Below are 25,345 nucleotides of genomic sequence, written 5' to 3'. Positions count from 1 at the left end.
AGAGGCTTTTCTTCTAATGAAAGAATCAGAAAATTATTAGAGAAAAAAGACAAGCACTTTGTTTTAAGGGTAAAAAATGATATGAAGCTAGAAATGCTGGAAAATGGCCAGAGCAAGCTAGGAGCAGAAAAAAGAGAAGTAGAGGTAAGAATCGTTGAGTTTTGTGATCTAGAAAGTAAAAGTGAATTTCGGATAGCGACGGACTTACCCTTAGAAGGAGAAGGGGGGGTACGGGGGGAGAAATTGCCGAAATGTATCGACAAAGATGGCAAATAGAACTTCTTTGGAAGTTCTTAAAAATGCACCTAAAGCTTGACCGTTTAATCACAAAAAACGAGAGAGGAATTCGGATACAAATTTATAGCTGTATCATCGCTTATTTAATTTTGCAGCTAATAGATATTGAAGAAGTATTTGGCAAAAGCTTATTAGATAAATTGCGCTATTTACCGAGTTTTATGTGTCAACATATCAGCTATGTACACTGGTTTAGGAAAATTGTCTATTCAATCTGAAAAATGGCGTTCTGGGGTTGTCATGTTCTTAAATGTAAAGTTTTGTTACGAGATTCAACATTTCTGGGTTAATTGCTCTTGCTTTATTACTCAACAACTCCAAGAAATGGACTCCTTTGTTGGCGAATTTGCACATGGGACTGTCCCTATTAGCAATCTTTTTGTCTTGGACTCTGGTACATACTTTTTTTGCTCTGTATTATGCCAGACTCTACTACGATGAACTATCCGCAGAAGATTCATCCGCTTACCGCAAAGGTTTAGACTTTCCCAATCAAGAACTGGTGGATTATTGGGATTTTATGTATTACTCTTTTACTATCGCTATGTGTTACCAAACATCAGATGTATCCATTGAAAGTGTTGCGATGCGGCGCATGACACTCTTTCATTCCATCCTCTCTTTTATCTTAGTAGCAGTAGTTATCGGTTTAGTGGTAAACATAATTTCTAATCTCATTTAATTGCGTCTGAGAATTATCTGGTTTTTCCTCTGTTTCCATCTCTTGATTCGGCAGGTAATGATTCGGTAGTAGTAGAAATTTGGTATAAGACCAAAAGCTGGGCGTAAGTCCGTCTTGAGGCAATCCCCCGTGAAATAAGCTAAACGGCGCTTAACCTGCATGATCCAATAGCTATAACTCTTTTGGAGTCTATATCGGTGATCCGAAGTAAAAGCCGTTTAGCTTAGGAAGCTCTCAAGGACTTTTAGAGTAGTTCACTATCAACTCTTAAGGCTGATGCGTTTCATTTTTGAATTGGCGCATGATATAATATCTGTTGAAAAACCAAAACAATTAACTAAAAACGATGCTAGAGAAATTTTAGTCAACTCTTCAATATTGATCTTGAGTTTGACAGAGGTAGAATTGGCGAAAGCAAATCCTGTACAAACAAGTTTTTCAAAGCAATTTGCAGATGTATATTCACTTAAAAATAGCAGCAGAAAAACTAACTTTGAACCAAAACTATTGCAGCAAAAACAAAATTATCTTGAGAGAAAGTCGAAAAAAATTAGTAATGATATTGTAGAAATTACAATGGAGAAACAAAATCAGAGTTTTCCCTCCGAGCTAAATTCCAACCCTAGCCCCTTGCTTTTGCCAACTGAACAAGACATAAAGCAAAGTCAAGAACATTTAATAGCCATTACTTTAGAACAAGCAATCGAACTAGCAAAGCGCAACAATCAGCAATTAAAAATAGCCATCCTCCAATTAGAATCAAGTCGTGCCGGGTTAGCAGAAGCTATGGCTGCTCTGTATCCTAATTTATCATTTTCTACAACAGCAACGCGGGTTTTATCGGCTAGTGGTGAACTTGCCGCTCAGGCAAACGAAAAACAGCAAATCGCCACCCTCAATGGTTTTGAAACACAGCTACAAAATAGCCAAGCACTTGTTAATTTTCTGCAAGGGCGGGTTAATGCCAAGCAAGAGGAATTAGACCAAATTAACAACATTATTGTACCCTCTCCCCCCACCGATATAGCTCCCGATTTAGCGCAACAAATAGAAGCTCTAAGTCCTTTTTTTGTCCCGCAATCAGCCGTAACTCAATTAGCTGGACAGACCCAAATCCAAAAAAGCATTGAGCTAGAATTTTTAACGAGGGATTTGCAACAAGCTCAAACTTCATTGCAGTCACAGCAGAATCAGATTGCATCGACACGACAAAGTATTTCCCAAATTAGTAATTTTGTCACGACAACAGTAGATGGAAAACTCTCATTATCTTATAAAATCTATTCTCCTGGCAGACAGGCTAACATTAACTCGGCCAAAGAAACCCTAAGGATTAATGAATTGGAAGTGACGAGGATAGAAGATCAATTAATCCTAGATGTAGCTCTTGCTTATTACGATTTACAACAGGCCGATGCTCAGGTGTTGATTTTCCAGAACGATGTCAATGACCGAAGCAAAAGACTTGAAAGCATCGAATTAATGCTCAATGTTGGTTTAGCTACTAAGTTGGATTTACTCAATGCTCAAGTCGATTTAGATAATGCCATTCAGGAACTGCGTAATAATCAAGCAATCCAAAAAACAACCAGTCGAAATTTAGCAACTATCTTGAATTTGCCTGCTTCGATAACCCCGACATCGGCTGATCCCGTCAGTCAAACTGGAGTATGGCAGTTGCCTTTAGATGAAACTATCCTCTTAGCTTTTAAAAACCGCGTGGAGCTAGAGCAAAGATTAGCCCAACGTCAACGCAGTGGTGCCGAGCAACAGTTAGCCTTAGCTGCTATCAGACCAAGCCTCAGTCTTTTTGCTGAATATAATGTATTATCCCTTGCCACTGAAGATCCCAATCCCTTTACCCCAAAGGGAACTGAGGATGGTTATGCTTTCGGTTTAAACTTTAACTGGCTTTTTTTTGACGGGGGAGCCGCAACCTCTAGAGCGAAACAAGCCGCCACAGGGATGGCAATCGCCGAGCAGCAGTATTCGGAAACAGCGAATAACATTCGCCTAGAAGTAGAAAGGGCCTATTATCAGCTACAACCCCAATTAAGGAATATTGAGACGGCTACTCAAAGTATCAAGCGAGCGGAAGAGGCACTTCAAGCAGCCGAAATCCGTTTTGATCTTGGGGTTAATACCCAAACGGAAGTACTCGATGCACGAAATCGTTTAGTTCGGGCTCAGAACAATTTAATCAATGCTATTATTACTTATAATCGTTCATTTGCTCAACTACAACGAGCCGCTGGCTTCAGACGTGGGAAAAATTAGCTGAAGAAACCTGAACTTTTCTGTCTTGACACAGACCGTTATTTTAGCTAATCTGTCAACTGAATAATTATCTAATTACAGGAGAAATCTATGTCAGCTATTCCCTTGTTAATCATGGAAGAACACCACGAAGCATTTTTTATTTGGAACTATGCTGTCTTAAACGGATGGATTCCGCCCAACAAAAACCTTTTACTTCATGTTGATGAACATTCGGACTTTGGTACTCCTAATCTATCCCACTCTCTTAACTCACTCAATGGTGACTTAGAAAATATTTATAACTTTACTTATACAGAATTGGGAATTGCAGATTTTATTATTCCCAGTATTTATCAGGGTATTTTTAATGAACTTTACTGGTTAAGACAAACCCATAATACTGAACAAACCGAGGTCATGAATCACGTTTTTTCGTTAAATGCGGAAGGAAAAATTTTATTTGTAACCGAAGATGTCAACAAGGCGGGACTCTTTAATCTCGATAGAAAACCTTTAAAAAATAAATTAATCACGACGACAGATTCCCTTGTCAATCAAGAAAAAACTGTAGTTGTGGATATCGATCTAGACTATTTTTCTTGCGATAACCAAGCGGGAGAAGTTTGGGAAATAGAAGTGAGTAAAGAAACCTATGAATCTTTCTTAAATAACCCCTATGATCCGACTCGGATTAAGCTAGGTGGAACCGCTAAGATGAAAGAGAAAAATGGTAAATCTTACTTTTATATGCAGCGGCCTATTATGGAATCTGTTCTCGAAAAAGACCGAGCATTAAAAGTTTCACAAGCAGAAATTCTTGAAAGAATCGAGAAGTTTAGCACCTTTCTCATTGAGAATAAAATCCAGCCTAAATTAATTGATATTTGTCGTTCGAGATTTAGTGGATATACCCCAGGCGATCAATGGCAATTTATTGAATCTAATTTGATCAAAAAACTACAGGATATCTATCCAGTAGAAGTAAAATCTATCCAAGATATTTTATCGATTAAAACTTAGCAACTTTGCCACTCATAAACACTGTCAATCGCTCGCTCCTAAAAATTTTAGGGTATTTTTTTGAGCTTCGGTCAATCCCTGAACCATAGCAATACTCATCCCTTCATAGGGGCGTTCAGTTCTGATCGTCTTACAACATCGACCCGTTTTCAGATCCCAAAGCTTAATCGTTTCATCTTGTCCCCCACTAGCAAGCAATTGTCCATCAGGGCTAAAAGCAACCGATAAAACCCACTTTTCATGGCCTGTTAAGGTGGCAAGGTCTCGACCTGAAGGCATATCCCAAAGCTTAATGGTACGATCGCAACTACCACTTGCTAAAATGTCGCCTTGAGGATTAAACGCAATGGTCTGAATCCAACTATCGTGACCTTGAAGGGTTGCTAAACATTTGCCGCTTTGGACATTCCATAGTTTAATCTTAGAATCACAAGAACCACTGCCGATCAGATTCCCCTCTGGGCTAAAAGCCACCGCCAAAACCCAGCTACCGTGTCCCGTAAAAGTAGTCAAACATTCCCCGGTTTCAACCCCCCACAATTTTACTGTTTTGTCTTCACCACCACTAACGAGAGTAAGTCCATCAGGACTGAACTGGATCGACCATAAACAGCCCGTGTGACCCCGTAACGTTTTTCGACAATGACCTGTAGTAATATCCCAAAGTTTAATCGTTGCATCACCACTACAACTAGCTAGGGTCAAACCATCTGGGCTAAATGTAATCGTCCGAATCCAGCGAGTATGTCCCAATAAAGTTTTTAGACACTGGCCAGTTTTAGTGTCCCATAATCTAACACTATAATCACTGCTCCCGGTGGCTAACAAAGTTCCATCTGGACTGTAAGCGATCGAACTGACCCACCCTTTATGTCCTTCTAGCTTCGACCATCGGCCCGTCTCAATTTTCCATAGTCTAACAGTTCGTGTTTCACTACTAGCAAGTGTCTTGCCATCAGGACTAAAGGCTACTGATTGAATCCAACTACCATATCCTTGCCAAGTTTTCCAACATTGGCCTGTGTTAACCTCCCAAAACCTGATGGCTCGATCTTCGCCCCCACTTACTAAAATAGTACCGTCTGAACTAAATAGCACTGAAGTTAGGCGATTATTATGACCATGGAAGGTTTTGAGACATTTCCCTTCTTCTAAATCCCAGATTCTAATGGTGTGATCTCCTCCCCCACTGGCCAACAGGTTTCCTTGAGGATTAAAAGCCACTGAACGTATTCGCTCCGTATGACCTTCAAGTGTAAAGATACACTGGCCTTGGTTAATCTCCCAAATTTTGACGGTGCGGTCGCCACTACCACTGGCTAAACGCTGACCATCTGGACTAAACGCGACAGAGCGAACCCATTGGCGATGTCCGCTAAATGTTTGCAAACACCGACCCGTTTCTCTATCCCACAACTTCACAGTACGGTCTTCGCTACCGCTAACAATCATTTTACCGTTTTTACTAAAAGCGATTGACCAAACAGTGTTTTCATGTCCGTTCAGAGTTTGTAAACATTCTCCGGTAGCCACACTTCGGAGACTAATACTATAGTCATTGCTACCACTAGCTAAGATTTTTCCGTCGGGGCTGAAAGCAACCGTATAGACGCGATGATTATTTTCTAAAAAGGTGTATAAACAACTGCCATCCTCAACAGACCATAATTTCACCGTCTGATCGCTACTAGCACTGCTGAGCATTTTGCCATCTGGACTGAAGGCAACTGCGTGAACCCATTCTGTATGCCCTTTACAACTCAATAAAAGTTGATTATCTGCCACTTGCCAGAAATGAATCTCCCCGTTGACATCTCCTGTGGCAAGAATTTGTCCATCAGGACTTAAGGCAATTGATAAAATACTGGTTATTTGTTTGGCAAATACGCATTTACTCAAATCGGAATACGCCAAATTAACTTGATGTAAATGGGTATCTTGAAGATAACTAGACCACAGGGTAAGATGGGAGAAGTCATAACCGGTTAGATCGATATTAAGATAACCAAAAATATTAATAATATTACCAGCTAAATATCCAAGTTTTTGAGGATTATGTTCTTGCCAAGTGCGGAGGATTTCTTTGAATCGCTCAGTAAGTTTTTCTTCAGTCTGATAAATACATAACAGGTTTTCAACGAGAGGTTTTATTGTTAATCTGATCTGGAATTTTCTGATATTTTCTTTTCCTTGAATATTGAGAAGAGCATAGCGATTAAGAAGATTAATTTCTGCCGTTTCTATCTCCCTAGTGATCTGATTGATCAATCGATAAATTAAATACTCTCTAATGGACGGATGTAAGGAGAACTTATTTTGATATTTTTCAATTAGACATCTCTGAGTTAAGGATTTTAATGTTATGAGTAAATTTTGGTGAGAAATACTGGGAAAAATTTCTGCTTTTAAAGCATCGATCAGTAAAGACTCTTGATTTAAAGCTATACGGTAAAGAATATTTTGCTCTAAATCAGATAATCTAATAAACTGTTCCTCAAATAAATTTGATATTTCATCAACAAAAAAAGTTTCTTCTTGCAAGAAACTACTAACATTACAATTAAATAAATCTTTGATAATTCCACAAACTAATTTAAGAATGAGAGGATTTCCACCATATTTTTCAATCAACATGAGGGAGTCAGATTGAGATTGACTGTCGCAGCCTTTTAGCTGAATTAACTTAAGACTAGCTGGGACACTTAATCCGTTTAACTCTAAAGAGCGAACTGGCAAAGTTTCCCCTTGCATTAAAGAAACTTCTTTTTGTTTTTCTCTACTGGTAATTACTAAAGTGCTTTGGTGGGAACTCTCCCCTATTCGTTTGAAGAAATTTTCATATTCTTGAAAACCATCTTGATAAGATCCTACCTGAACTCCACTGGACATAATTGATTCACAATTATCTAAAATGACCAGACAGCGTTGTTGTCTGAAATGCTCAATTAATAGGGAAATTTGGTCATCAACACTTACTAAAACTTTGTTTTCTTGATCTTGATCGATAATTGACAAAATATCAAGTAGAAGTTTTCTCATTGACATAACTTGACTCAAGGAACGCCAAATAACCCAATCAAAATCGCCCTGAATTTCCTTGGCTAACTGAATTGAGAGATAGGTTTTCCCAATTCCGGCTATTCCGAACAGTGCAACTAAACGAACTCGTTCCCCAATAATCCATTGTTTAAGGGTAGCAATTTCTTCTTGACGATCATAAAATACCGAGATTTCTGGGGCTTCACCCCAATCTTGCCCTAATTTTGGCTGCGATAGGGGATAAGTCGGTAAAATTGGCTTGTCCGAGTCTTTAATTGGGGTAATATCAAGGAATTTAGCCTTATGTCTTTCTAAAACAGATCGAAAATTGTTTTTTTTGACTTTTTCTCCACAGGCTTCAGACAGACGATTCCATAGTTTAGGGCCCACATCTTGTTTGAGGTAATTGGGCGAATATTTGTAAGTCTTAGCAATTTCTTCATAGGAAAGCCGATTTTCAGTCCACGATGCCTGAAAAATTAACCGTTCAAGATCGCTCAAATGTTGGCCAGATCGCTGAAAAATTAAGTTCTCAGCCAAACCCAAGGCTTCTTCAAGATTCATAAGCTATTGCCCCTTAGAAAAGAAGCCAGTTTTTCTAGTGTCCTAGTTAAATGATACTGAAAAAATCTTGACCATACAATAAGTATAAATACTTAGCCTCTTGCACCACATATATTACGCGCTCAATCTTTATGCAAAAAATCTGGCAACCATAAGCCGATTAATATTACCAAGCCAATGATGACTAAGGCAACACTATAGGTGATCGCTTCATTAGAATTAAAGTTAGTCGGCATGATGAATTTAATTCCCCCCTATTAAGATAGACTGCTCACTCCCAAAGTAATACAGAAGGTTAGGTGATCGCTTCATTAGAATTAAAGTTAGTCGGCATGATGAATTTAATTCCCCCCTATTAAGATAGACTGCTCACTCCCAAAGTAATACAGAAGGTAAAGACTCAGGATGAGCCAGACGCAGAAATTGGTAGCCAATACCAGACAAACCCTGAAAGAAACAGGGATTAAACACGGATGTCGGCAAATCAGCAAATAGTTCATATTTGCCTGTTTGAGAAGCTCGATTGACGACTCGACTTGCTAATTCTTGAGCCGCACTGTACCATTGCGGATGAGAAAGTTTATGTGCAGCGACCCACATAACTTCACAGCGACCTAAATTGCCACAGCACAAATGATCCACTTGCTGCAAGGGAGTCTCTTGGGTTGTCTTGAGAGCCGCTTCAATATTAGCCAGAATTTCGTCAGTTTTATAGCTAGATAAACCGCCTAAACGTCCTAAACCAATACCAGGCGCTCCGTAGCACCAAGTTGACCAAAACACTGGTGCAGCAGAAGGCTCCTCAGTGGGGATGATTTGGCGCCAATTACCAAATTCTTGGAAAAATTTGCTATTTTCATAGGCGATCGCCTGTTGTGCGCCCCTTGAATAAGCCTGGTCTTGAGTCACCTCATAGAGTCGTAAAAGTGCATAGGCAATTCCGGCGGCCCCATGAGAGAAGCCAGTCAATGGTTTATAGGTATCTGATTTCTCGTTATAGCGCAAATCACAAAATTTCAGCAGATGTTGACCACAGGCTTGAGCCTTATCCAAAACAAAATTTGTCCCCGTATCCTGATAAAGAGCTAAAAGGGATAAAACTGTCCCAGCAGCACCCTTAACTATATCGAAATTAGTATCTTTATCAATAATCTCTTGGCTCATAAATTGAGCAACTTTTTGTGCTTCTTGAGAGAGATGGGGTAAATCGAGAAATTGTCGGATTTTGACGAGACAATAAATAATCGCCCCCAGTCCTACGCCGCCGCCGATGCCAAAGTTATCGGCAAAAATTTTGATTGCCTCAGCATCCGCATTTTGTAAGAAGCTTTCTAAAGATTGAAGAGACTTAAGGCTTAAATTCTCAAATTTACTATCACCTGTCACACGAGCTAAGGCGGCAAAAAAGACAGCAACACCGCAATTGCCATCATAGAAACTTTCTCCCAAAGGTTGTAGCTGAAATCTCTCTGCTTTCGGAACAAAAGCTAAACTAATCCAAGAAAGACTACCATCAGAACCAATAATTCCCTGGTCTTCGATTTCTTGAGCAATCTCTATTGCTTTGGTAACAAACTGGTCGCCAGTCAACAGAGTCTTAGTAATTTCTTCCTGATTTTTAGACTCAATTTTGCTTCTTTCTGAGGAGAAACTTCCAGTAATTTTTGACTGAAAGGCCAACTGAATAATTCTAGATTGTTGAGCTAAGTCAGTTTCATTCATCCGTTTTAATCGTTGTTCAACTTGATTAAAACATGATCCTTTAAAATACTCCGGTATAGTCTGTTCACCACCTAAGTTGAGGTCATCGCTTACCGTAGCAGCACTAAAATAGGGAACATCTCCTAAGGAGATGGCTTGAAGTTCCATCTCTAGAATAGGCCAAGCTTGAGGTTTATTTTGGTTATTGAGAAAAGCCCGGCTCAAGATATCTGCTTCAATACTCCACTCTAGTCCATGTTTGAGAAATTCTGCCCCTCGCGTCTTATTGAGAACAGCGCCATAAACTTTGGTGGAACGGAACAGAAATCTGACTACCTGTGTCTGGAATGGCGATAAAGGTCCATTTGCTGCTAATAGGTTTTCCTTCTGTTCAATCAAGAAACGGTATACTTGTTCGAAGCCTGTAATCAATTCTTTTAGATAATCATTCGGGTAAAGTGGCTGTGAATTAAGCATAGGAACATTAGCTTGCAGAGGTCTATCTATTTTCTCCTGTGCTAAATACATATCGTCGGTGTTGATCGATTTCCAGACAGGAAATGGTACCGGCATAGGTTGAATATCAATACTACCCAATCCACTAACATCATAAGCGACAGAAGTGTCGATATTAAACTCCCAAGTCGGTAACAATGCCGTGCGTAAGACTGAATCAGACAATTGATTCATCGCTGCTTCTCCGGCTGTTTCATCTTCCGAATCTTCCATCCATTTAGCTTCATGGTGCATGATTGTTTCTAGATCAATCATCACCAGTTGATCGCCGTAGGCAATTAAATTCTCGTGGTGAAAATCATTTGCTCCTAGAAAATATAACAAGCATAACAATCTTCCCGCCTGTAAATAAAAACGTTTAGCATCGGCGGTATCTTGACAAGGTTTTTGTTCAATGTATTCGCTCCATCCATAGGTTTGTTTATCTAAAATCCGAAGAATTTTCAGGGGAGATTGTGCAGAACTTTCTAAGTTTTCTAATTGTTGATTTAACCAAGATAAAAGTTGGTTAAAAGCTATGTCAACCCCTATTTTTTTCGGTTTATAAACTAACTTTAGCCCCGAGGCAAAAGTTAGCACGATCACAGAACGTCCTTGATGATGAAGATCAGACAAGTCCGGCTTAATTTCTTTAATTTTTCCTAGCTGATTTTCTGATATTTTAGAATCAATCGAATCATTTATCTGGGAAAATTCTCCCTTAATTTCTAATAAATCATTTTCCAGTCTTTCTAGAAATTCTGCCGTTGACTCAACCCAAAAATCAATAGTGGTTGCAATAAACCTACCTAATACGGGATATTTTTGAAAAAACCCCAAGAATCCATCTGATAATAATTTATCAACAAAAGCTAGATATTTTTTGTTACCTGATGTAGTTTTATTGTTCGGAATTATTAAATTGAGCAAGTTTTTCCCGAGGGGACGAGAATGAGAAAACTCAAAATCTAAAGTTTTTACTAAAAGATAAAAAAGTCTTTGGTAAAGACCATCTTCTAGACTTAGATAAGCAGATTCCTCCAATCGTTTTAAAGGCAAATTTTCGTCAGATAATGATTCTACTCCTAAGCGAGCAAGAAGTTTTTGTCTTCCAACCAGAACCAAAGGTAAAAAAACATCTTCAAAGGGTTTAGGATCATTAGGATCTCTAGGAAACGATTTGAGATTTTCTTGGTTTAATTGTGCAACTGTTTCTATAATCTCAGCTAGGGTTAAAGCCCAACTGGGTAAGGAATGAGTTTCAGGTTCTAATTCTGTGCCAAGTACTCGCAAAACTGTATCGCACGACCAACCATTCCACTCCAGACGTTTGTAAAATTTATCCCAATCTCCAGAGGCACTGACTTTACACCAATGATTGAAACGAGTATTTGCTATCTCTTCATTAAATGGGCTTGAGATAGTCGATGTTGTTTGATGACTGAGACGTTCAGAAATAAACGTAGCTTGACTGACGATCTTAGCTAATTCGGGTTTTAAATCAGATGGGGTGGCGCTCACAAAAAAAGCCTCCTTCTTTTAATTTTCATCAGATAACTTACTATAACACTTTAGAAACACCTCTAGACTCTTTAATTGACATCATATAGCTTGCCATTCGCCGTTTAACAAAACTCAACATGGCTGGATTATCCTTGGCTACTGTCCACATTCCGTAGGGGATGTGGCTACTACACTGGATTTTAATCGACTCGGCTAACAAAGGAATGCCACGCCCGACCTTTTGTAGCTCTTTCTTGACAAAAAAGCTACTGTAGCGGATTGTATCTGGTGCAAGACGATGGGTTATCATCCAGCCGATGACTTCTTTTTGATAACGAAGTCCTAAACTGTTGAGTGGCTCGATTTTGTCTTCCTCTAAAAAAGGTGAAAGAACTTCTGGATACCACGCCTGAGTATTTTGTTTTTCTAAAATGCTACTTCGTTCTGCTTCCGTTAAATCAGACCAAGGAAAGATTGTAAAACCAGCAGGTAAACTATATTTGTGTAGCCAGGATGCTTGAATCATCTCCTCTTTGATCGCCTTACAAATTAACACCCGTAACTCTGGCGGTGTCCAACCTTCTTTTCTCAGTATATGTTCTAAAGCCGGAGTTGTCGTTTGGTCGCTTGTATAAACTAATTCAACATACCGACAACCTCGTTGCTTAAACACCTGCTCTAAATGCGCGAGTAAGGCTGTGCCAATCCCCTGACAACGATAGGGGGATTCAACAAAGATGGAGAGGATGATAGCTGCTTCTTCTTCAGGGTACAGCCTAGCCAGACCTAAGCCAACTGGTTTTTGCTCAACACTTGCGCCAATGGCAATAATAGAGTCATCAAACTGCACACTTTGTAAAGCAGGTTGATAAGAGGGAAAGGTCATTTCCAAATATTGAAGCCAAGCCAACCCCTTCAATTCAGTTAATGAATAATTAACCATTCTGTTGCATACAATGTTAATCTTCGATCTGATAAAAATTAAAAGCGGATTTGGTATTAGACCAATAAGGGAAACCTCGATTAAACCCACATTCCGCACCCTAAAGTGTCACATTGAAAATTTTATCTAAATCGTCAAAACGATTGCCGGCTCTGAATTACAGGCTAATTTGTTGGATCAGCAGATGCACAATTAGCCCTAAAAATCTGATAGCTCTGATACCAAATTATTGAGATAAACTCTCATTAAGCTGGCGATCGCTGAATAGAGTGTGACACTTCATAATTCTTAGTAATCGCTAAAAGTCTTACTATACAAGGGCTAGAGCAACTTTTGATTTCAACGACTAGGGTGCGGAATGTGGGATTAAATGTACCTATTGCCAAGAAAGCACCAAAAGTGTTGATCTTTTTCAGCAAGGTATTTTTCGAGGTTTCCAGAAAGCTGATTCTAACAAGTAGCATCTGTAAGATTGCTAACAATGATACAGACGGGAGCATCTCATTTATGCTGGACGTGGCTCATTCCCTTGTATACGTGATTCTACAAATGGTTATCGTGTTGTTACATAGGCGAAGGCGACCGCGGCGACCGCCAGCTACAGCTTCTAACTCTTGTTCGCTCAGTTCCGCATCTCCCTTCTTGGTGTTAAGAAACTCATTCGCTTCGTCAAGAGTGAAGTTGCAGCCATTCTCTTGTCCTAGTCTGACGGCGGTTTCGACAAAGCTGTCGCGATCTTCAGCCGCGCCTAACATAGCTTGAAGCTCTTCGCTATTGCGCGCAATTTCATAAAATCTTTCGACATCTGGTTGACTCATGACTGTGTTCTCCTTGCTCCCCTACAGAAACGCTACTTTGAAAAGCGGATTTGGTATTACCCTAATAAAGGAAACCTCGATTAACTGTACCTATTGCCAAGAAAGCACCAAAAGTGTTGATCTTTTTCAGCAAGGTATTTTTCGAGGTTTCCAGAAACCGGATTCTAACAAGTAGCAACCCAGCAGTTGCGGCTAACAATGATACAAACAGTGAGTCGTGTATTTAAGTTACAACGGCGGCGACCACCAGCTACAGCTTCTAACTCTTGTTCGCTCAGTTCCGCATCTCCCTTCTTGGTGTTAAGAAACTCATTAGCTTCGTCAAGAGTGAAGTTGCAGCCATTTTCTTGTCCTAGTCTGACGGCGGTTTCGACAAAGCTGTCGCGATCTTCGGCTGCGCCTAACATAGCTTGAAGCTCTTCGCTATTGCGAGCAATTTCATAAAATCTTTCGACATCTGGTTGACTCATGACTGTGTTCTCCTTAAGTCTGTGGGTGATTCAATCTTTTCTTGATTCACACTGACAATAGTAACCTCGGTCAAAAGGCTTGCCAATCGGGAAAAGTTCAGATAAATTCAGGACTCTAACAATCAAAGAACTCAGAGAAAGTCATGTAAAGTGAGTAGCGAGGGTCTTCACCTCGACATTTTTAGATAAATCACGCCGTGAGGATGAGGAGGTAGAGTGCTTTCGTTCAATCCAACTGTCTGGCTACCAATCTGGCAAATAATCCTTCTTGACTAACCAATTGGTCAAATGTCCCGATTTGAACTATGCGCCCACCTTCAACTACATAAATTCTATCAGCATTGTGAATGGTACTCAGACGATGGGCAATGACGACGCGAGTAGCTTTCAACCTATCTAAGCTTTCTGTAATGATCAATTGGGTTTGATTATCTAAAGCGCTGGTAGCTTCATCCATCAAAATAATTTTGGGTTTCATTACCAAGGCCCGCGCAATCAAAAGCCTTTGTTTTTGCCCACCGGAAAGGTTAGTTCCCCCCTCGCTAATTACAGTATGCATTCCCATGGGCATTTGTTTGATATCTTCTGAAAAACCCGCCATTTGTGCAGCTTCCCAAGCTTCTTCCAAGCTAACCAAAGCCCCTGCTGTAATATTGTCAAATAGCGATCCGGCAGAAATACGAACATTCTGGAGAACAACGCCCAATTGCCGTCGAACTGCTTGAATGTTCAAGCCTGCTAAATCCTGTCCATCATAATAAATCGTGCCGCTGAGAGCCGTTTCAAAGCCTAACAATAAACGAAAAATAGTAGATTTTCCACTGCCACTCGGTCCAACGATCGCCACAAATTCCCCAGGTTCAATGGAAATGCTCACATCTTCTAGAATCAATGGCCCATCTTCTCGATAGCGAAAGGTGACATGACTTAAAGTTATCTGTCCTGTTAAACGACCCGGATCTGCTTTAGTAGGATCTGACTCAGGGGCAGATGTTAAAATTGGCTGAATTCTCTCCCATAAAGGAACAATCCCCAAAATATCAGTTAAGGTATTGCTCAAATCTGTTGTCCCCCCTAAAAAAGTGCCAAAGGCCGAATTAAAGGCGAGAAATCCTCCTACCGTCAGTTTAGCCGTAGCGGCTGCCCCCTGAGCTTCACCCATTTGAATAAAGAGAATTGCAAACCAGAATATCCATACTGAACTGATTAAGGAAAGGGCTTCATTAAAAACCGTTACACTGTCATCAAGGCGCTTGATGCTGGCTTGCAATTTGATTCTTTGACTATATTGTTTTGCCCAAGCAGCAAAAGCTCTTTGTTCGGCGGCAGCAACGCGGAGTTTAGCCACCCCATTAATCAGTTCTACTGTTAACCCAGTAATTTGACCATCAATGTTTTCTTGTAATCGTTGTTTTTGAATAATCTGTTTACTCGATACGAAGGTGATTAGGGCAACGAGAATAGATAAACCGATGGCAATAAAAGTTAAGGGAACACTATAAACAAACATCAAGGCGAGGTTAATTAGAGAAAATACAGCACTCAACAACGTGCGTTGCGTTGCTCCACTCAATTCTCGGCGAATTTGACTGATTCCCATCAGACGATTTAATAAGTCACCGGAGGCATATTTGCGAAAAAAGCTGGGGCTAAGTTTGAGGAGTCGCTCCCACACCGCAGGCTGTAAATTACTATCGGCTACATTTTCTATCCGTATGGTTATAATTCCTTGGGCTAAACCAAAGATAGATTTACCAAAGGCTGCCGCAATTAAAGCTAAACCCAGTTGTCCCAAGAGAAGGCGATCGCTATCAGGAATAGCATTATTAATTAAAATTGCCGTTGCTTGTGGCGTAACCATTCCCAGTAGGCTACCTACTAATCCAAGTAAGATGAGCCAGAGTAGATCTTGCTGATGACCTTTAATGCCAAAATAGAAAATTTCCCAGACATTTTTCAGTAATATCGGCAAAGGCCGATAAAACATATAGGCATCGGGAGCTAGGTTAGCGGCCACTGTCGCCGTCACCGGAATGCGTTGATGGGATTCGGGAATAAACAAGACATAGTGATGCTTTTCGTCGGGCAATAAAGCAACTGGACTTTGATTGCTACTTAGGTAAGCTAATAGCGCTCCATAGTTTCCCTTCCACCAATTATGAACTAGATGCACTCGGCGAGTGGAGAATTGGGAGGCTCGAGAGATTGCCTCTAGGGGATCTTTGACTCGATGGATGTCTTCTGAACGAGCCGGGGGTAAAACCTTAATTCCTAAACTTCGTCCGACTGCTCCGGCGGCTATCAGTAGGGGGGAGCTAAGTGGCCAAAGGTCAGCTTTTTGGGGTTGCAAAACGGACATCAACTCTCCCATAGAGCTTTGCAGGGCCCTACGGTTAAGTTGTTCTCTTTGCTGAAAGCGGCTAAATTCATTTTCTGTTTCCAGTTCTTTGACCAGGCTAAAGTAGTAGAGGCAATAGCGGTGTACCTGAGCCAAACTTTTTGGTAAATCTTCTAGGTTTTCTAAGTCTTCCGTCAGACAGGTATAAACTTCAGTTGTTGTTTCTGCGGCTAAACATAGATCTGAAGCCAAAGGAATCATGGGTGAACCTGCTTCTAGTTTCAAGGCTTCACAGCCCATCCAACACATACTACCCTGATTTACTTTTATCCAAAGAATATTTTTTTCCTCTTCTCTTTTGGCAAGAAGCATCAATCCCTGGCCGGACAGCAAGGATAAAAAATGTGTATCTTGAATATAAATTCTCTCGGCTGGTAAGGAAAAAGGGCTAGGTTTTTGAGCGAGCCATTGACTAATATGGTTCAGCCAGCCTTGTAAAAGCATTCGGGCGGCTGAATCGCCATGACTGATTTGCTCAGCTAAATCTCTCAACGTCAGTTTTTCCAAGATCGCTTCTTCGAGAGCGATCGCTAAAATTCCCCATTGTTGTTCTGGGGAAATGCCTCTGACTAATTCTGAACCAAAAAGAGCTTCCCCGGCTTGAATGGTAAACATATAGGAGCGAGTCTTGGTAAGCTGAGATGCTTCCAGTTGCAGTGCAAATAGGAGTAGCGCTCCTGAACGCACCACCCAGACTGTGTCCGGCCAATCTAACAGGAGAGATTCATTGCTATGGAGTTGAGTAAATTTTGGCTCTTGCTCTAAATTAGACTTGCTCATTGACGTTATCCTTTGTCCTTTCTGTACTAATTAAACGAGTATAGATTCCCTCTTGAGAGCGCAATTGTTCATGATTTCCCCGTTGTACCACTTTCCCCTTATCTAAAACAATAATTTCGTCACAGTCTCGAATAGTACTGAGTCGATGAGCGACAAGAATACAAGAACAACCTCTACGCCGCAGATTGCGATCGATGATCAACTCAGTTTCTGCGTCTAAAGCACTTGTCGCCTCATCTAAGACCAGCAAAGCCGGATTTCTCACCAATGCCCTAGCGATTTCTAATCTTTGGCGTTGTCCGCCACTCAAGTTCATTCCTCCCTCACTTAATTGGCTGTTATAGCCGCCTGGAAGGTTAAGAATCAGTTCATGAATAGCTGCATCTTGACAAGCTTTAAATAAATCAGCATCGGGAACCGTTGAATCCCAAAGGGTTAGATTTTCCTTGATCGTTCCTGCGAATAAAAATATCTCCTGTTCTACCATAGCTAAAGAATTAGCGAGGATAGATCGAGGAATTTGGCTTCGCTCGATACCATCTAAAAGGATTTCCCCTGACCAAATTGGATAGAGTCCTGTGATCAATTTAGCCACCGTTGATTTCCCTGATCCACTGCCCCCCACTAGGGCGATTCTTTGTCCGGGTTGTAAAGTAATACTCAAGTTTTCAATGAGTGGGGGATCAAAGCGACTGTAGCCGAAAGTTAGATTTTGCAACTCTAATTTTCCAGATAAACGAAAAGAGATTCTATTAACTGTAACTGAGGCAGCCGCATCTTCTGATTGGGCAGATTTTGCTATGGGATCGATGGGGTTTTCTAACACATCATCCAGACGCATTAGGTCGGATTCTAAGTCTTGTAAAGTGCTACCAAAATTGACTAAATCATTAATCGGCTTGAGAAATTCATTAGTCAGAGATTGATAAGCGACTAACATACCAATACTGAGGCTACCCGCCATCACCCGCCAGCCTCCAATCAAGAGGATTAAGCTGGTAGCAAGGGCTGTCAATAGTGCAGGTAAAGCATTGAGAATCTGGGTAGCCAACGCTAACTGCTGTTGAGAGTTAAGGCTTTTAGTGTAATAGCCAGCAAATTTTGTAAATAAATCTGATTCTAACCCACTTGCTTTGACGGTTTCGATCGATTGAATTCCCCCAATAGCAACGCCGAAAACTTTGCCAATTTCTTGAGAAACTCTGATGTTGGTATCAATGCGATTGCGAGATAAAGTCTGTAATGCTAAGAAATTTAAGGCGGCAAAAATAATAGTAATTACTGTCAGTACCCAATCATAGAAAGCCATTAACAAAGCATAAAAGACAACCATAAAGGTATCAATAACGGTTGTGGCTAGTTTTCCTGAGAGGATGGTTGCTATATGGTCGTTGAGTTGAGCTCGACTACTAATTTCCCCAGCATAGCGTTGGGCATAAAATCCGATGGGTAAACGCAGTGTATGCCAAAGAAACTGTCCTGACATTGAGACAGAGAGCTTGATCAACAATCGTCGTAAGTAGAGGAGACGTAAACGAGCTAAAAGTCCTTGTAATACGGTAGTGATTAACATTCCCAAAATTAGAGGACGAAGCCATTCATAGCGGTTTTCTATGAGCAAATCGTCCGTAAAAACTTGAGTAAAAGCAGGTATGGCTAGACGTGGGATTGTTAGCAACAATCCCGCTAATAGGCAAAACAAAAGAGCTTGCTGAGAGGTTTGTAAGCGAGATGTTAAAGTTTCGAGAATATTCTTTTTTTTGCCTCCCTTCTTAAATTGTGTCCCCGGCTGCATCACCAAGACCACACCTGTATAACCCGAATCAAATTCCTGGGCTGAGATAGTTCTCGGACCGACAGCCGGATCGTTAAGATAGACTTTATCTCCTTGTATTCCTTCAACGACCAGAAAGTGATCAAACTGCCAAAAGACAATATAGGGAGGTTGCAATTCTTTAACCGAGTCGAGAGATTTTCTAAACCCTTTGGCTTCTAGTCCATACAGTCGGGCTGCTTTGAGGACATTAGAGGCTTTAGTGCCATCTCGAGACACACCGCATTCTCGACGCAGTTCGGTTAAAGGGACGATTTTGCCATAATAACCTAGAATAATCCCCAAGGCCGCTGCTCCACATTCAACAGCCTCCATTTGTAACAGGGTGGGAGTACGGGTACGCCGCTGCTTGTGGAATCGTAACAATTGAGTCTTTAACTGGCTGAGCATCTTTTTATTTAATTAGGGTTTGCGGCAAAAAGTTTTTCGTGGGGGCAGGGTGTGGGGTGTGGGGTGTGGGGTTTTACCAGTTTTGAGGTGGCCAATTACCTAATTTTCAGGGAAAAAGTGCCTAAATGTTTGCCCCGATCACTCCAATGATTGGCACTTTTTGATTGACAAAAGGTCTAAAAGTCTTACCCAACAAGGTTTTTAGATTTATTCAGCCAGCCCTAATTAAGACCTGTCAAAGAACGGAGAATCGGAATAACATAGCTGATCGGTCTTCTTTCTCCCACTTGAATCTGGATTTGTGCGGTTGTCCCACCCGATAGTTCAAGAACAGGACCTTTTGATGAAGACCACTTGTAGCCATTGTTAATGTTGTTTGAATCCCTTTCAAGCTCAGCAATCACTTGAATGCGGGGTTGCTGCCCGCTCAAGCTCTGAGCTAATTCAGGATTGCCGACTATAGTAGCGATATCCTCAGTTGTTACGGAAAAAGGGGAAACTTCAGTCACTTTTCCCAAAATTCCCCCATAACGTTCCCGTTTAATCATACTGGGTGTTATTTGAACTTGCATACCCTTCTGAATTTGTTTGCCATCTTTATCGGGAAAATAGGCAATAGCGACTAAAGGGCTATCTGGTTTTTTAGTGGCAAGGGAAGCAATCCTGCTGCCTGCATTTATCACCTGACCGCTAACAATATTTACTTCTAATACTTTTCCTTCGTAGGGACTCAAAATTTCACTTTTATCTAAGATGGATTTTTGCAGTTCAGCAATACCTCGCTTCACTTCAGCAATATTGTTGGTTTTATCGATTAATGATTCTTTTTCCTGTTGATTAAGTTTGGCTTCTTCAACTTGAATTCCCTGGATTTTTATTTTGAAATCATCGATCATATTAAGACTTTGTCGATACTCACGTTCCACATTAAGTATTTTTACATCCGTATCTTTGATTTGATTTTCTAGATCCCTAACGCGATCACGATTTTGTAGTTTTTTCTCTTGGGTATTCGCCCGATCTAATCTAATTTGTTTCAATTGGGTTTCTATTTCTGATTTTTGAGTGAGAGAGCTATAATAATCTCTTTCTGCTGTTAGATATACATCTTCAGTAATTAAATTTTTATCTAAAAGATTTTTTATATTCACACTTCTTTGTTTGAGCTTGGGTAGCAATTCTTCATATTGTTGAATTTGACTTCTTAAACTATTTTCTTTGGCTTGAATAGCTTGGAAGGTTTTTTCTTCAACGTCTTGGGCTATTTGGGGAAATTCATCTAAAATGTTTTGGTAGTTTTTTCGCAGATTAACTAGAGAATCAAGATTTTTTTGGCGTAAATCCAAGGAAATTTTTTCTCGTTGTAAGCTCCGCTCTAAATTCATTCTCTGTGCAATTAGATTTTGTTTTTCTAGAGCAATTCGCTCTTTTTGTAACTCCGTTGTCTGCCGATTTTGTCCTTGCAGTTGAGCCAATTTTTCTTGTTGTTGCTGAAGTTGTTTCTTGAGAGCAGATTGGTCAACTGTTGCAATTATTTGATTTTTCTTAAGGATGGAATTGGGTTTAATATATATTTCTAAAACTTGACCTTGAGTTGAAGACTGTAGCTGAACTACTCGTCGTGGTTGAATTAATACACCTGTGCCACTAATGTTAAGGGGAATTTTTCCTAAAATGCTCCAGATTAATGTAGCCACTATCAAGGCTCCTATCGTTGTCAAAGACAACCAAGCCCTAGGATTAACTACTTCCATGAGTTCGTCAAGTCGCTCTGGAGATGAGAGTTTTTCTAGAGATTCCTGACGAAATAAACCGTCTTTCGGCTCTGGCATAATCTTGTCCTAAATATAAATTGTGAGGAAATGAAATACTAATTAATGTCTAAGTTTAATTTGCCTTCAACTTTAATCGTTTTAGCATCCAATCAAGTCTCGCCCCCCCTAGGGTGAGATTATCCATGCTGGCTACATCGATCTCATCTTCATATACTCTATCCTCTGAGAGGCTTTGCCCGACTTTATACTCAGTTCTGCCATAGCCTAGGCGACTACTCAGGTTCTGTAACCTCTGAGATAAAAGCATAAGAACAACTCGATAGAAGCGAGCAGCCATTCCTACATCTTGTTCTAGTTTGAGCAGAAATTTTTGTCGAGGTATTTTTAAAACGGTGCAATTTTCTAAAGCTACATAGGTCAAAAAAGAAAGATGTGTGTCAAGAATGGCCAACTCTCCTACGAGATTACCTTTGGCCATCTGTGCAATTTCTCGCTGCAGCAATTCTTGGGTTTCTTGATCATTCTCAAGGGCTGCAAAAATATTACTCAAAGGGTTTTTTCTTTCTTCAGAAACCAATACAGAAATCGTTCCTTGGGTGATAAAATAAAGGTTTTCTACAGGTCGTCCAGCCGAAATTATAATTTCACCGGCTTTCAATTCTTCTAATTGACCTGAAGATATCATCCAGTCAACATCACTATCACTAAGTTCTCCAAAAATCAGAGGGACATCTTGTAAGGGAGGAATTTGTCCAATTTTATCAGTCAAAAAAAGTTGAACTAGGTAATTAAAACGGTCTAGAAGCAATATAGCACTAGCGCGATAAAACCGTGCAGCAAAACCTAGATCTTGCTCTAGTTTGTCTCGTAATTGCTTAGCAGGTACGACCAAAACCAAGACGTTATCTAGGGATTTGACGGTAGTAATTGAGGGGCTAGTTTCAGAAAAAGATATTTCTCCAAACATTTCTCCCGTCTCAAAACGAGTAATTTCTTGCATTAATTCTTGCTCTTCTTCTAAGGCTGCAAAAACCCGATCCATGCGGTTTGGGTTTTTAGTCATTGTAGCCACAAGAACCCCTTGAAGAATGATATAAAAGTTATTGACTGGATGATGTTGCTCAACCAATACAGTTTGCGCTGGAATTTGCTGACGATTTCCATGGGTTTTTAGCCATTGAAAATCACTATTATTTAGTTGTTGGAGTAGTACGTTTTTCATAGGGTAACTCAACCATTAACATTCATTTTAGTTTAGCATATCTTTATTTTGTCGACAACTAGCGATTAAATCCCTACTCCTACCTCTCGGATTTCCTCCATAGCTCTATTCAGGAGTCCCATAGCCTGAGTTGAAGCTAATTCCTCAAGTCGAAGGCTGGTCAAAGCGTACAACAGTGCGGTTTCTTGTACTGAATTCCTTGGCTGTTTTATGTATTGCTGCTCAAATCGGGCTAGATTTTCTGCGGCTGTTTTAAGTAATTTCTGTAAAATTTTAAACGCTCCTGGGGATAAAGCTGGATTCCCTTTATAGTTTTCTAGTCTACCGCCTGAACGATATGCAGGAAAGGATTCTAATCCGACAAAGTGCAAAAACCAATCGACATTGTAATATCCTAGAGCCGCCACGATACCCCGATAATCTGCAATTAATTCATCATATAGATTATTCTGCATTGAATCGAACCACCGCCGCGTAATATAGTGGGTACATTCATGTTCTAAGCGAATTTTCAAGGATAGTTCTAGCCACTGACTCTCTGTGAGTCCTAATTGCTGAGCACTTACATTGCTATAGTTGCCTGTACTTAAGATAATGAATCGATCTTGATACAATTCTTTTTTGAGAATAAGGTGTTGGAATTCCAACTGCCAATCAGTCTCATCACAACGGTGGGGATTGCGATCTATCCATTGTGCTTTATACTGGCGTATTCTCTCCCAGTTATTATAGTTTCCCACCATACAAGCTCCCATTGACTCCGGTACGAGATAGGGTTCATTGCCTTTTGTCAGTGCTTGAACTAAAGTTATAAAGTCATTGCGATCATCCGCAATAATGACAGGAATCGACCCCGCTAGGGTTTCATAAAGGATCAGGGATAATCGCTCCGGTTGGTTGAAAGTTAAGCCCGTTTTTAACGACATCCCTTCTTCTAACTTACCTTGCCGGGTAGCTTGGCGATAATCTGGCGTTTGACTGATGCCTTGCTTAATGGGAAACTGAAACTGAACTAAATGAGCTTTAAGGACTGCATACACGCCAATCTGGTGAGATTCAGTCATGTATTGTCGCCAAACCTCTAGGTGAGGCTCAGATTCTTTGGGCAAAGTTTTCCGATGATAAACATGACTAAATTTATTTTGATTGTAAGCCAGCAGTTCTTGAATTTCCTCGACACTAGCACCAGAGTCAGCTAACACCCTGCTAGAGAATTCTAAAGAATTCATAGATAGTTGTGGCGATCGCCTTTTACTCATAAAAATTCTCCCTTATTTTAGCACCAGGTTACTTATTCCACGCTAAACACACTCCATTATAAAAGGTTTAAGATCGCAGCTATCATTCGGAGCATAGTCAGAATCTTGTTGATCTATTTGTTCTGCTATCTGTTTTAACACTAGAGAAATTGGGTGGTTTGGGTATTTCAGAACAAAAAGACCTTTGCTTGCCAGTTGGAGCATATCAGAAGCATCCGGCATCATCCCGACAATAGGTATTTTATGAGTAGATTCAATTTGTTGACGAAGTTCGCCAAAATTATATCTGTCTACAATTTTGTTGACAACTAGAAATAACTTCGGAACTTTAAGACGACTGGCTACATCTAGGGTGACAGCAGTACCTCGGAGATCTTGCTCATCAGGGGTAAGAAACAGTAAAACAATATTGGAAATAGTTAAAGATAGCAAAGTTTCTCTATTGAGTCCAGGATGGGTATCCAAAAACAAATAGTCAAGCTGGAGTAATTGAATTAATTCTTCTATACCTTCCAATAACAACTCTGTATTAAATCCCTGCCGTAAAATTCGAGAAATATCGCTCACTTGGACACTCGCAGGAACCAGATAAATTAGATTCTTTTCAGTTTTTTGTTCTCCTAGTACTGAGGTAACATCGTAAGCTGATTCATTGATTTTACATTTCTGCCAAAGAAAGTCATTCAAGGTGTATTTAATATGCTTATCTTGTAGTTCAAAGAGAATATGAATACCAGGAGAGGGGAGATCTGTATCGACAATGGCAACCCGTTTACCCTGACAGGCAAGAATGGCCGCGAGATTAGCTGTAGCGTTGGACTTACCCGTACCACCTCGATACGAGTGAATGGAAATGATTTTAGACATAATACTCAGCGTGAGAAGGGTATCTCGAAAAATTGATAGCCCAGACGTTATAATCATACAATAATTAAGGATAGCGAGGCAAGCGAACGGGGGCTAATACTAGGGTAATCTCACACAATTCTTAACATTTTTGGCTTTTCGGGACTTGGTATGGTTCGATCTGGGGGCATAAATCGACTAAATCCTTATCTGGCAAGAGATTTAATTGATTAGTTCGCTCCAAATCGCAAACAATTGACAAAAATTGCGGCAATGTCTCTCTCTATAAGGGTTTCATTCCTTATAACCCCGTCCATTGCATAACAAAAACCGAAGAACCGCGTTTTTCTAAGATAACTCGACCGACCCAACTGCAACAAAAAGCGTTAGATTTATTGGGAGTTTCCCTGATTTGTACCCAGTAACGAGGCGCTGGAAATTCTCTTAATCCCTTCTACAGCACAGGTTATGGCTTTTTGTCAACGGGGAAGTCCAGGTATAAATTGCCAATTCGATCGAGAATTTTTACCCGAAGGGAAGAGAGGGGCCAGTTTACTGCCCTCACCGGAGAATTGACTGCTAGGCTATCCTGAGAAACCCATGCCGTTTCAACTAAACTAGATCTGTGAAAATCAAGGCTCTTAAAAATGACCGCCAAGCAAAAAATGATTTTTCGGCTGACTTCTCCCATCAACCGGTTTCTCTTCACGCTGACAGTGGCAATTTTCGTTTATTTAATCACGGGAGAATTTTACCAGGAATTGCGGTTTCTCTTGGCTTACGATCTAGCGATACTAAGTTATTTGAGTGTTTTAGCAGTGCAAATGTCCAAAGCGACTGCGGAATATACCTTTCGCTTGTCTCAACAGCAAGAACCCAAGGGTATTAGCACTTTATTTGCTGTGCTGCTATTTTCTGGTATGGGGTTAATTGCTCTTGCTTTATTACTCAACAACTCCAAGAAATGGACTCCTTTGTTGGCGAATTTGCACATGGGACTGTCCCTATTAGCAATCTTTTTGTCTTGGACTCTGGTACATACTTTTTTTG

16 protein-coding genes and 1 pseudogene are annotated in these 25,345 nt (G+C 40.3%); 6 read left to right on the top strand and 11 right to left on the bottom strand.

Annotated elements, in window-relative coordinates:
* The 5 genes and pseudogenes from IQ242_RS25665 to IQ242_RS00855 all read left to right on the top strand — a co-directional run.
* Positions 1-276 (top strand): annotated as a pseudogene (locus IQ242_RS25665) (IS4 family transposase); the annotation flags it as partial.
* Entirely contained in the window at positions 252-515 is a 264-nt protein-coding gene (locus tag IQ242_RS25660) for a transposase (protein WP_228020743.1), read from the top strand. The pseudogene IQ242_RS25665 and the gene IQ242_RS25660, both read left to right, overlap by 25 nt.
* 59 nt (positions 516-574) lie before the next feature.
* The gene (locus tag IQ242_RS00865; RefSeq protein WP_370582929.1) at positions 575-979 is read left to right on the top strand and encodes a DUF1345 domain-containing protein; all 405 of its coding nucleotides are present in this window, start codon (positions 575-577) and stop codon (positions 977-979) included.
* 636 nt (positions 980-1,615) lie between these two features.
* Positions 1,616-3,256: a TolC family protein gene (locus IQ242_RS00860; protein ID WP_193958698.1), complete on the top strand. Its 1,641-nt coding sequence runs from the start codon at positions 1,616-1,618 to the stop codon at positions 3,254-3,256.
* Between the two features lie 90 nt (positions 3,257-3,346).
* Positions 3,347-4,258: a UPF0489 family protein gene (locus tag IQ242_RS00855; RefSeq protein WP_190719808.1), complete on the top strand. Its 912-nt coding sequence runs from the start codon at positions 3,347-3,349 to the stop codon at positions 4,256-4,258.
* 24 nt (positions 4,259-4,282) lie between these two features.
* On the opposite strand, the gene IQ242_RS00850 is transcribed toward IQ242_RS00855, so the two are convergent.
* The 11 genes from IQ242_RS00850 to IQ242_RS00800 form a co-directional block, all read right to left on the bottom strand.
* Positions 4,283-7,861, bottom strand: coding sequence for an NB-ARC domain-containing protein (locus IQ242_RS00850; RefSeq protein ID WP_193958697.1), 3,579 nt, complete (start codon positions 7,859-7,861; stop codon positions 4,283-4,285).
* A 369-nt stretch (positions 7,862-8,230) separates the two neighbouring features.
* On the bottom strand, positions 8,231-11,578 hold the full coding sequence (locus IQ242_RS00845) for a type 2 lanthipeptide synthetase LanM family protein (protein ID WP_193958696.1): 3,348 nt from the start codon (positions 11,576-11,578) through the stop codon (positions 8,231-8,233).
* 40 nt (positions 11,579-11,618) lie between these two features.
* Positions 11,619-12,446 (bottom strand): GNAT family N-acetyltransferase, encoded by an 828-nt coding sequence (locus IQ242_RS00840; RefSeq protein ID WP_193958695.1) that lies wholly within the window; start codon positions 12,444-12,446, stop codon positions 11,619-11,621.
* Positions 12,447-13,024: 578 nt separating this feature from the next.
* Complete coding sequence (locus IQ242_RS00835; protein WP_193958694.1) at positions 13,025-13,321, bottom strand: Nif11-like leader peptide family RiPP precursor; 297 nt, start codon at positions 13,319-13,321, stop codon at positions 13,025-13,027.
* Between the two features lie 164 nt (positions 13,322-13,485).
* Positions 13,486-13,791: a Nif11-like leader peptide family RiPP precursor gene (locus IQ242_RS00830; protein ID WP_061432523.1), complete on the bottom strand. Its 306-nt coding sequence runs from the start codon at positions 13,789-13,791 to the stop codon at positions 13,486-13,488.
* A 226-nt stretch (positions 13,792-14,017) separates the two neighbouring features.
* A complete protein-coding gene (locus IQ242_RS00825) occupies positions 14,018-16,969 on the bottom strand; it encodes an NHLP bacteriocin export ABC transporter permease/ATPase subunit (RefSeq protein WP_193958693.1) in 2,952 nt (983 codons plus the stop codon).
* The gene (locus IQ242_RS00820; RefSeq protein WP_193958692.1) at positions 16,956-19,193 is read right to left on the bottom strand and encodes an NHLP family bacteriocin export ABC transporter peptidase/permease/ATPase subunit; all 2,238 of its coding nucleotides are present in this window, start codon (positions 19,191-19,193) and stop codon (positions 16,956-16,958) included. Before IQ242_RS00820 ends, IQ242_RS00825 begins: the two co-directional genes overlap by 14 nt.
* A gap of 221 nt (positions 19,194-19,414) precedes the next feature.
* Positions 19,415-21,025 (bottom strand): NHLP bacteriocin system secretion protein, encoded by a 1,611-nt coding sequence (locus tag IQ242_RS00815; protein ID WP_193958691.1) that lies wholly within the window; start codon positions 21,023-21,025, stop codon positions 19,415-19,417.
* A gap of 55 nt (positions 21,026-21,080) precedes the next feature.
* Positions 21,081-22,190 carry a cyclic nucleotide-binding domain-containing protein gene (locus tag IQ242_RS00810; RefSeq protein ID WP_193958690.1) on the bottom strand — a complete coding sequence of 370 codons (1,110 nt, stop codon included), beginning with the start codon at positions 22,188-22,190 and terminating at the stop codon, positions 21,081-21,083.
* A gap of 65 nt (positions 22,191-22,255) precedes the next feature.
* Complete coding sequence (locus IQ242_RS00805; protein ID WP_193958689.1) at positions 22,256-23,419, bottom strand: hypothetical protein; 1,164 nt, start codon at positions 23,417-23,419, stop codon at positions 22,256-22,258.
* 72 nt (positions 23,420-23,491) lie between these two features.
* A complete protein-coding gene (locus IQ242_RS00800; protein WP_190717881.1) occupies positions 23,492-24,316 on the bottom strand; it encodes a MinD/ParA family protein in 825 nt (274 codons plus the stop codon).
* Positions 24,317-24,942: 626 nt separating this feature from the next.
* Between IQ242_RS00800 and IQ242_RS00795 the strand changes: the two genes are divergently transcribed.
* The coding region (locus IQ242_RS00795; protein ID WP_193958688.1) for a DUF1345 domain-containing protein at positions 24,943-25,345 on the top strand (403 nt) is incomplete at its 3' end.

The sequence above is a fragment of the Microcystis sp. LEGE 08355 genome (assembly GCF_015207185.1).
In the GTDB taxonomy this organism is placed as follows: Bacteria; Cyanobacteriota; Cyanobacteriia; order Cyanobacteriales; family Microcystaceae; genus Microcystis; species Microcystis panniformis.
This window is presented reverse-complemented; position numbering and strand designations above follow the sequence as displayed.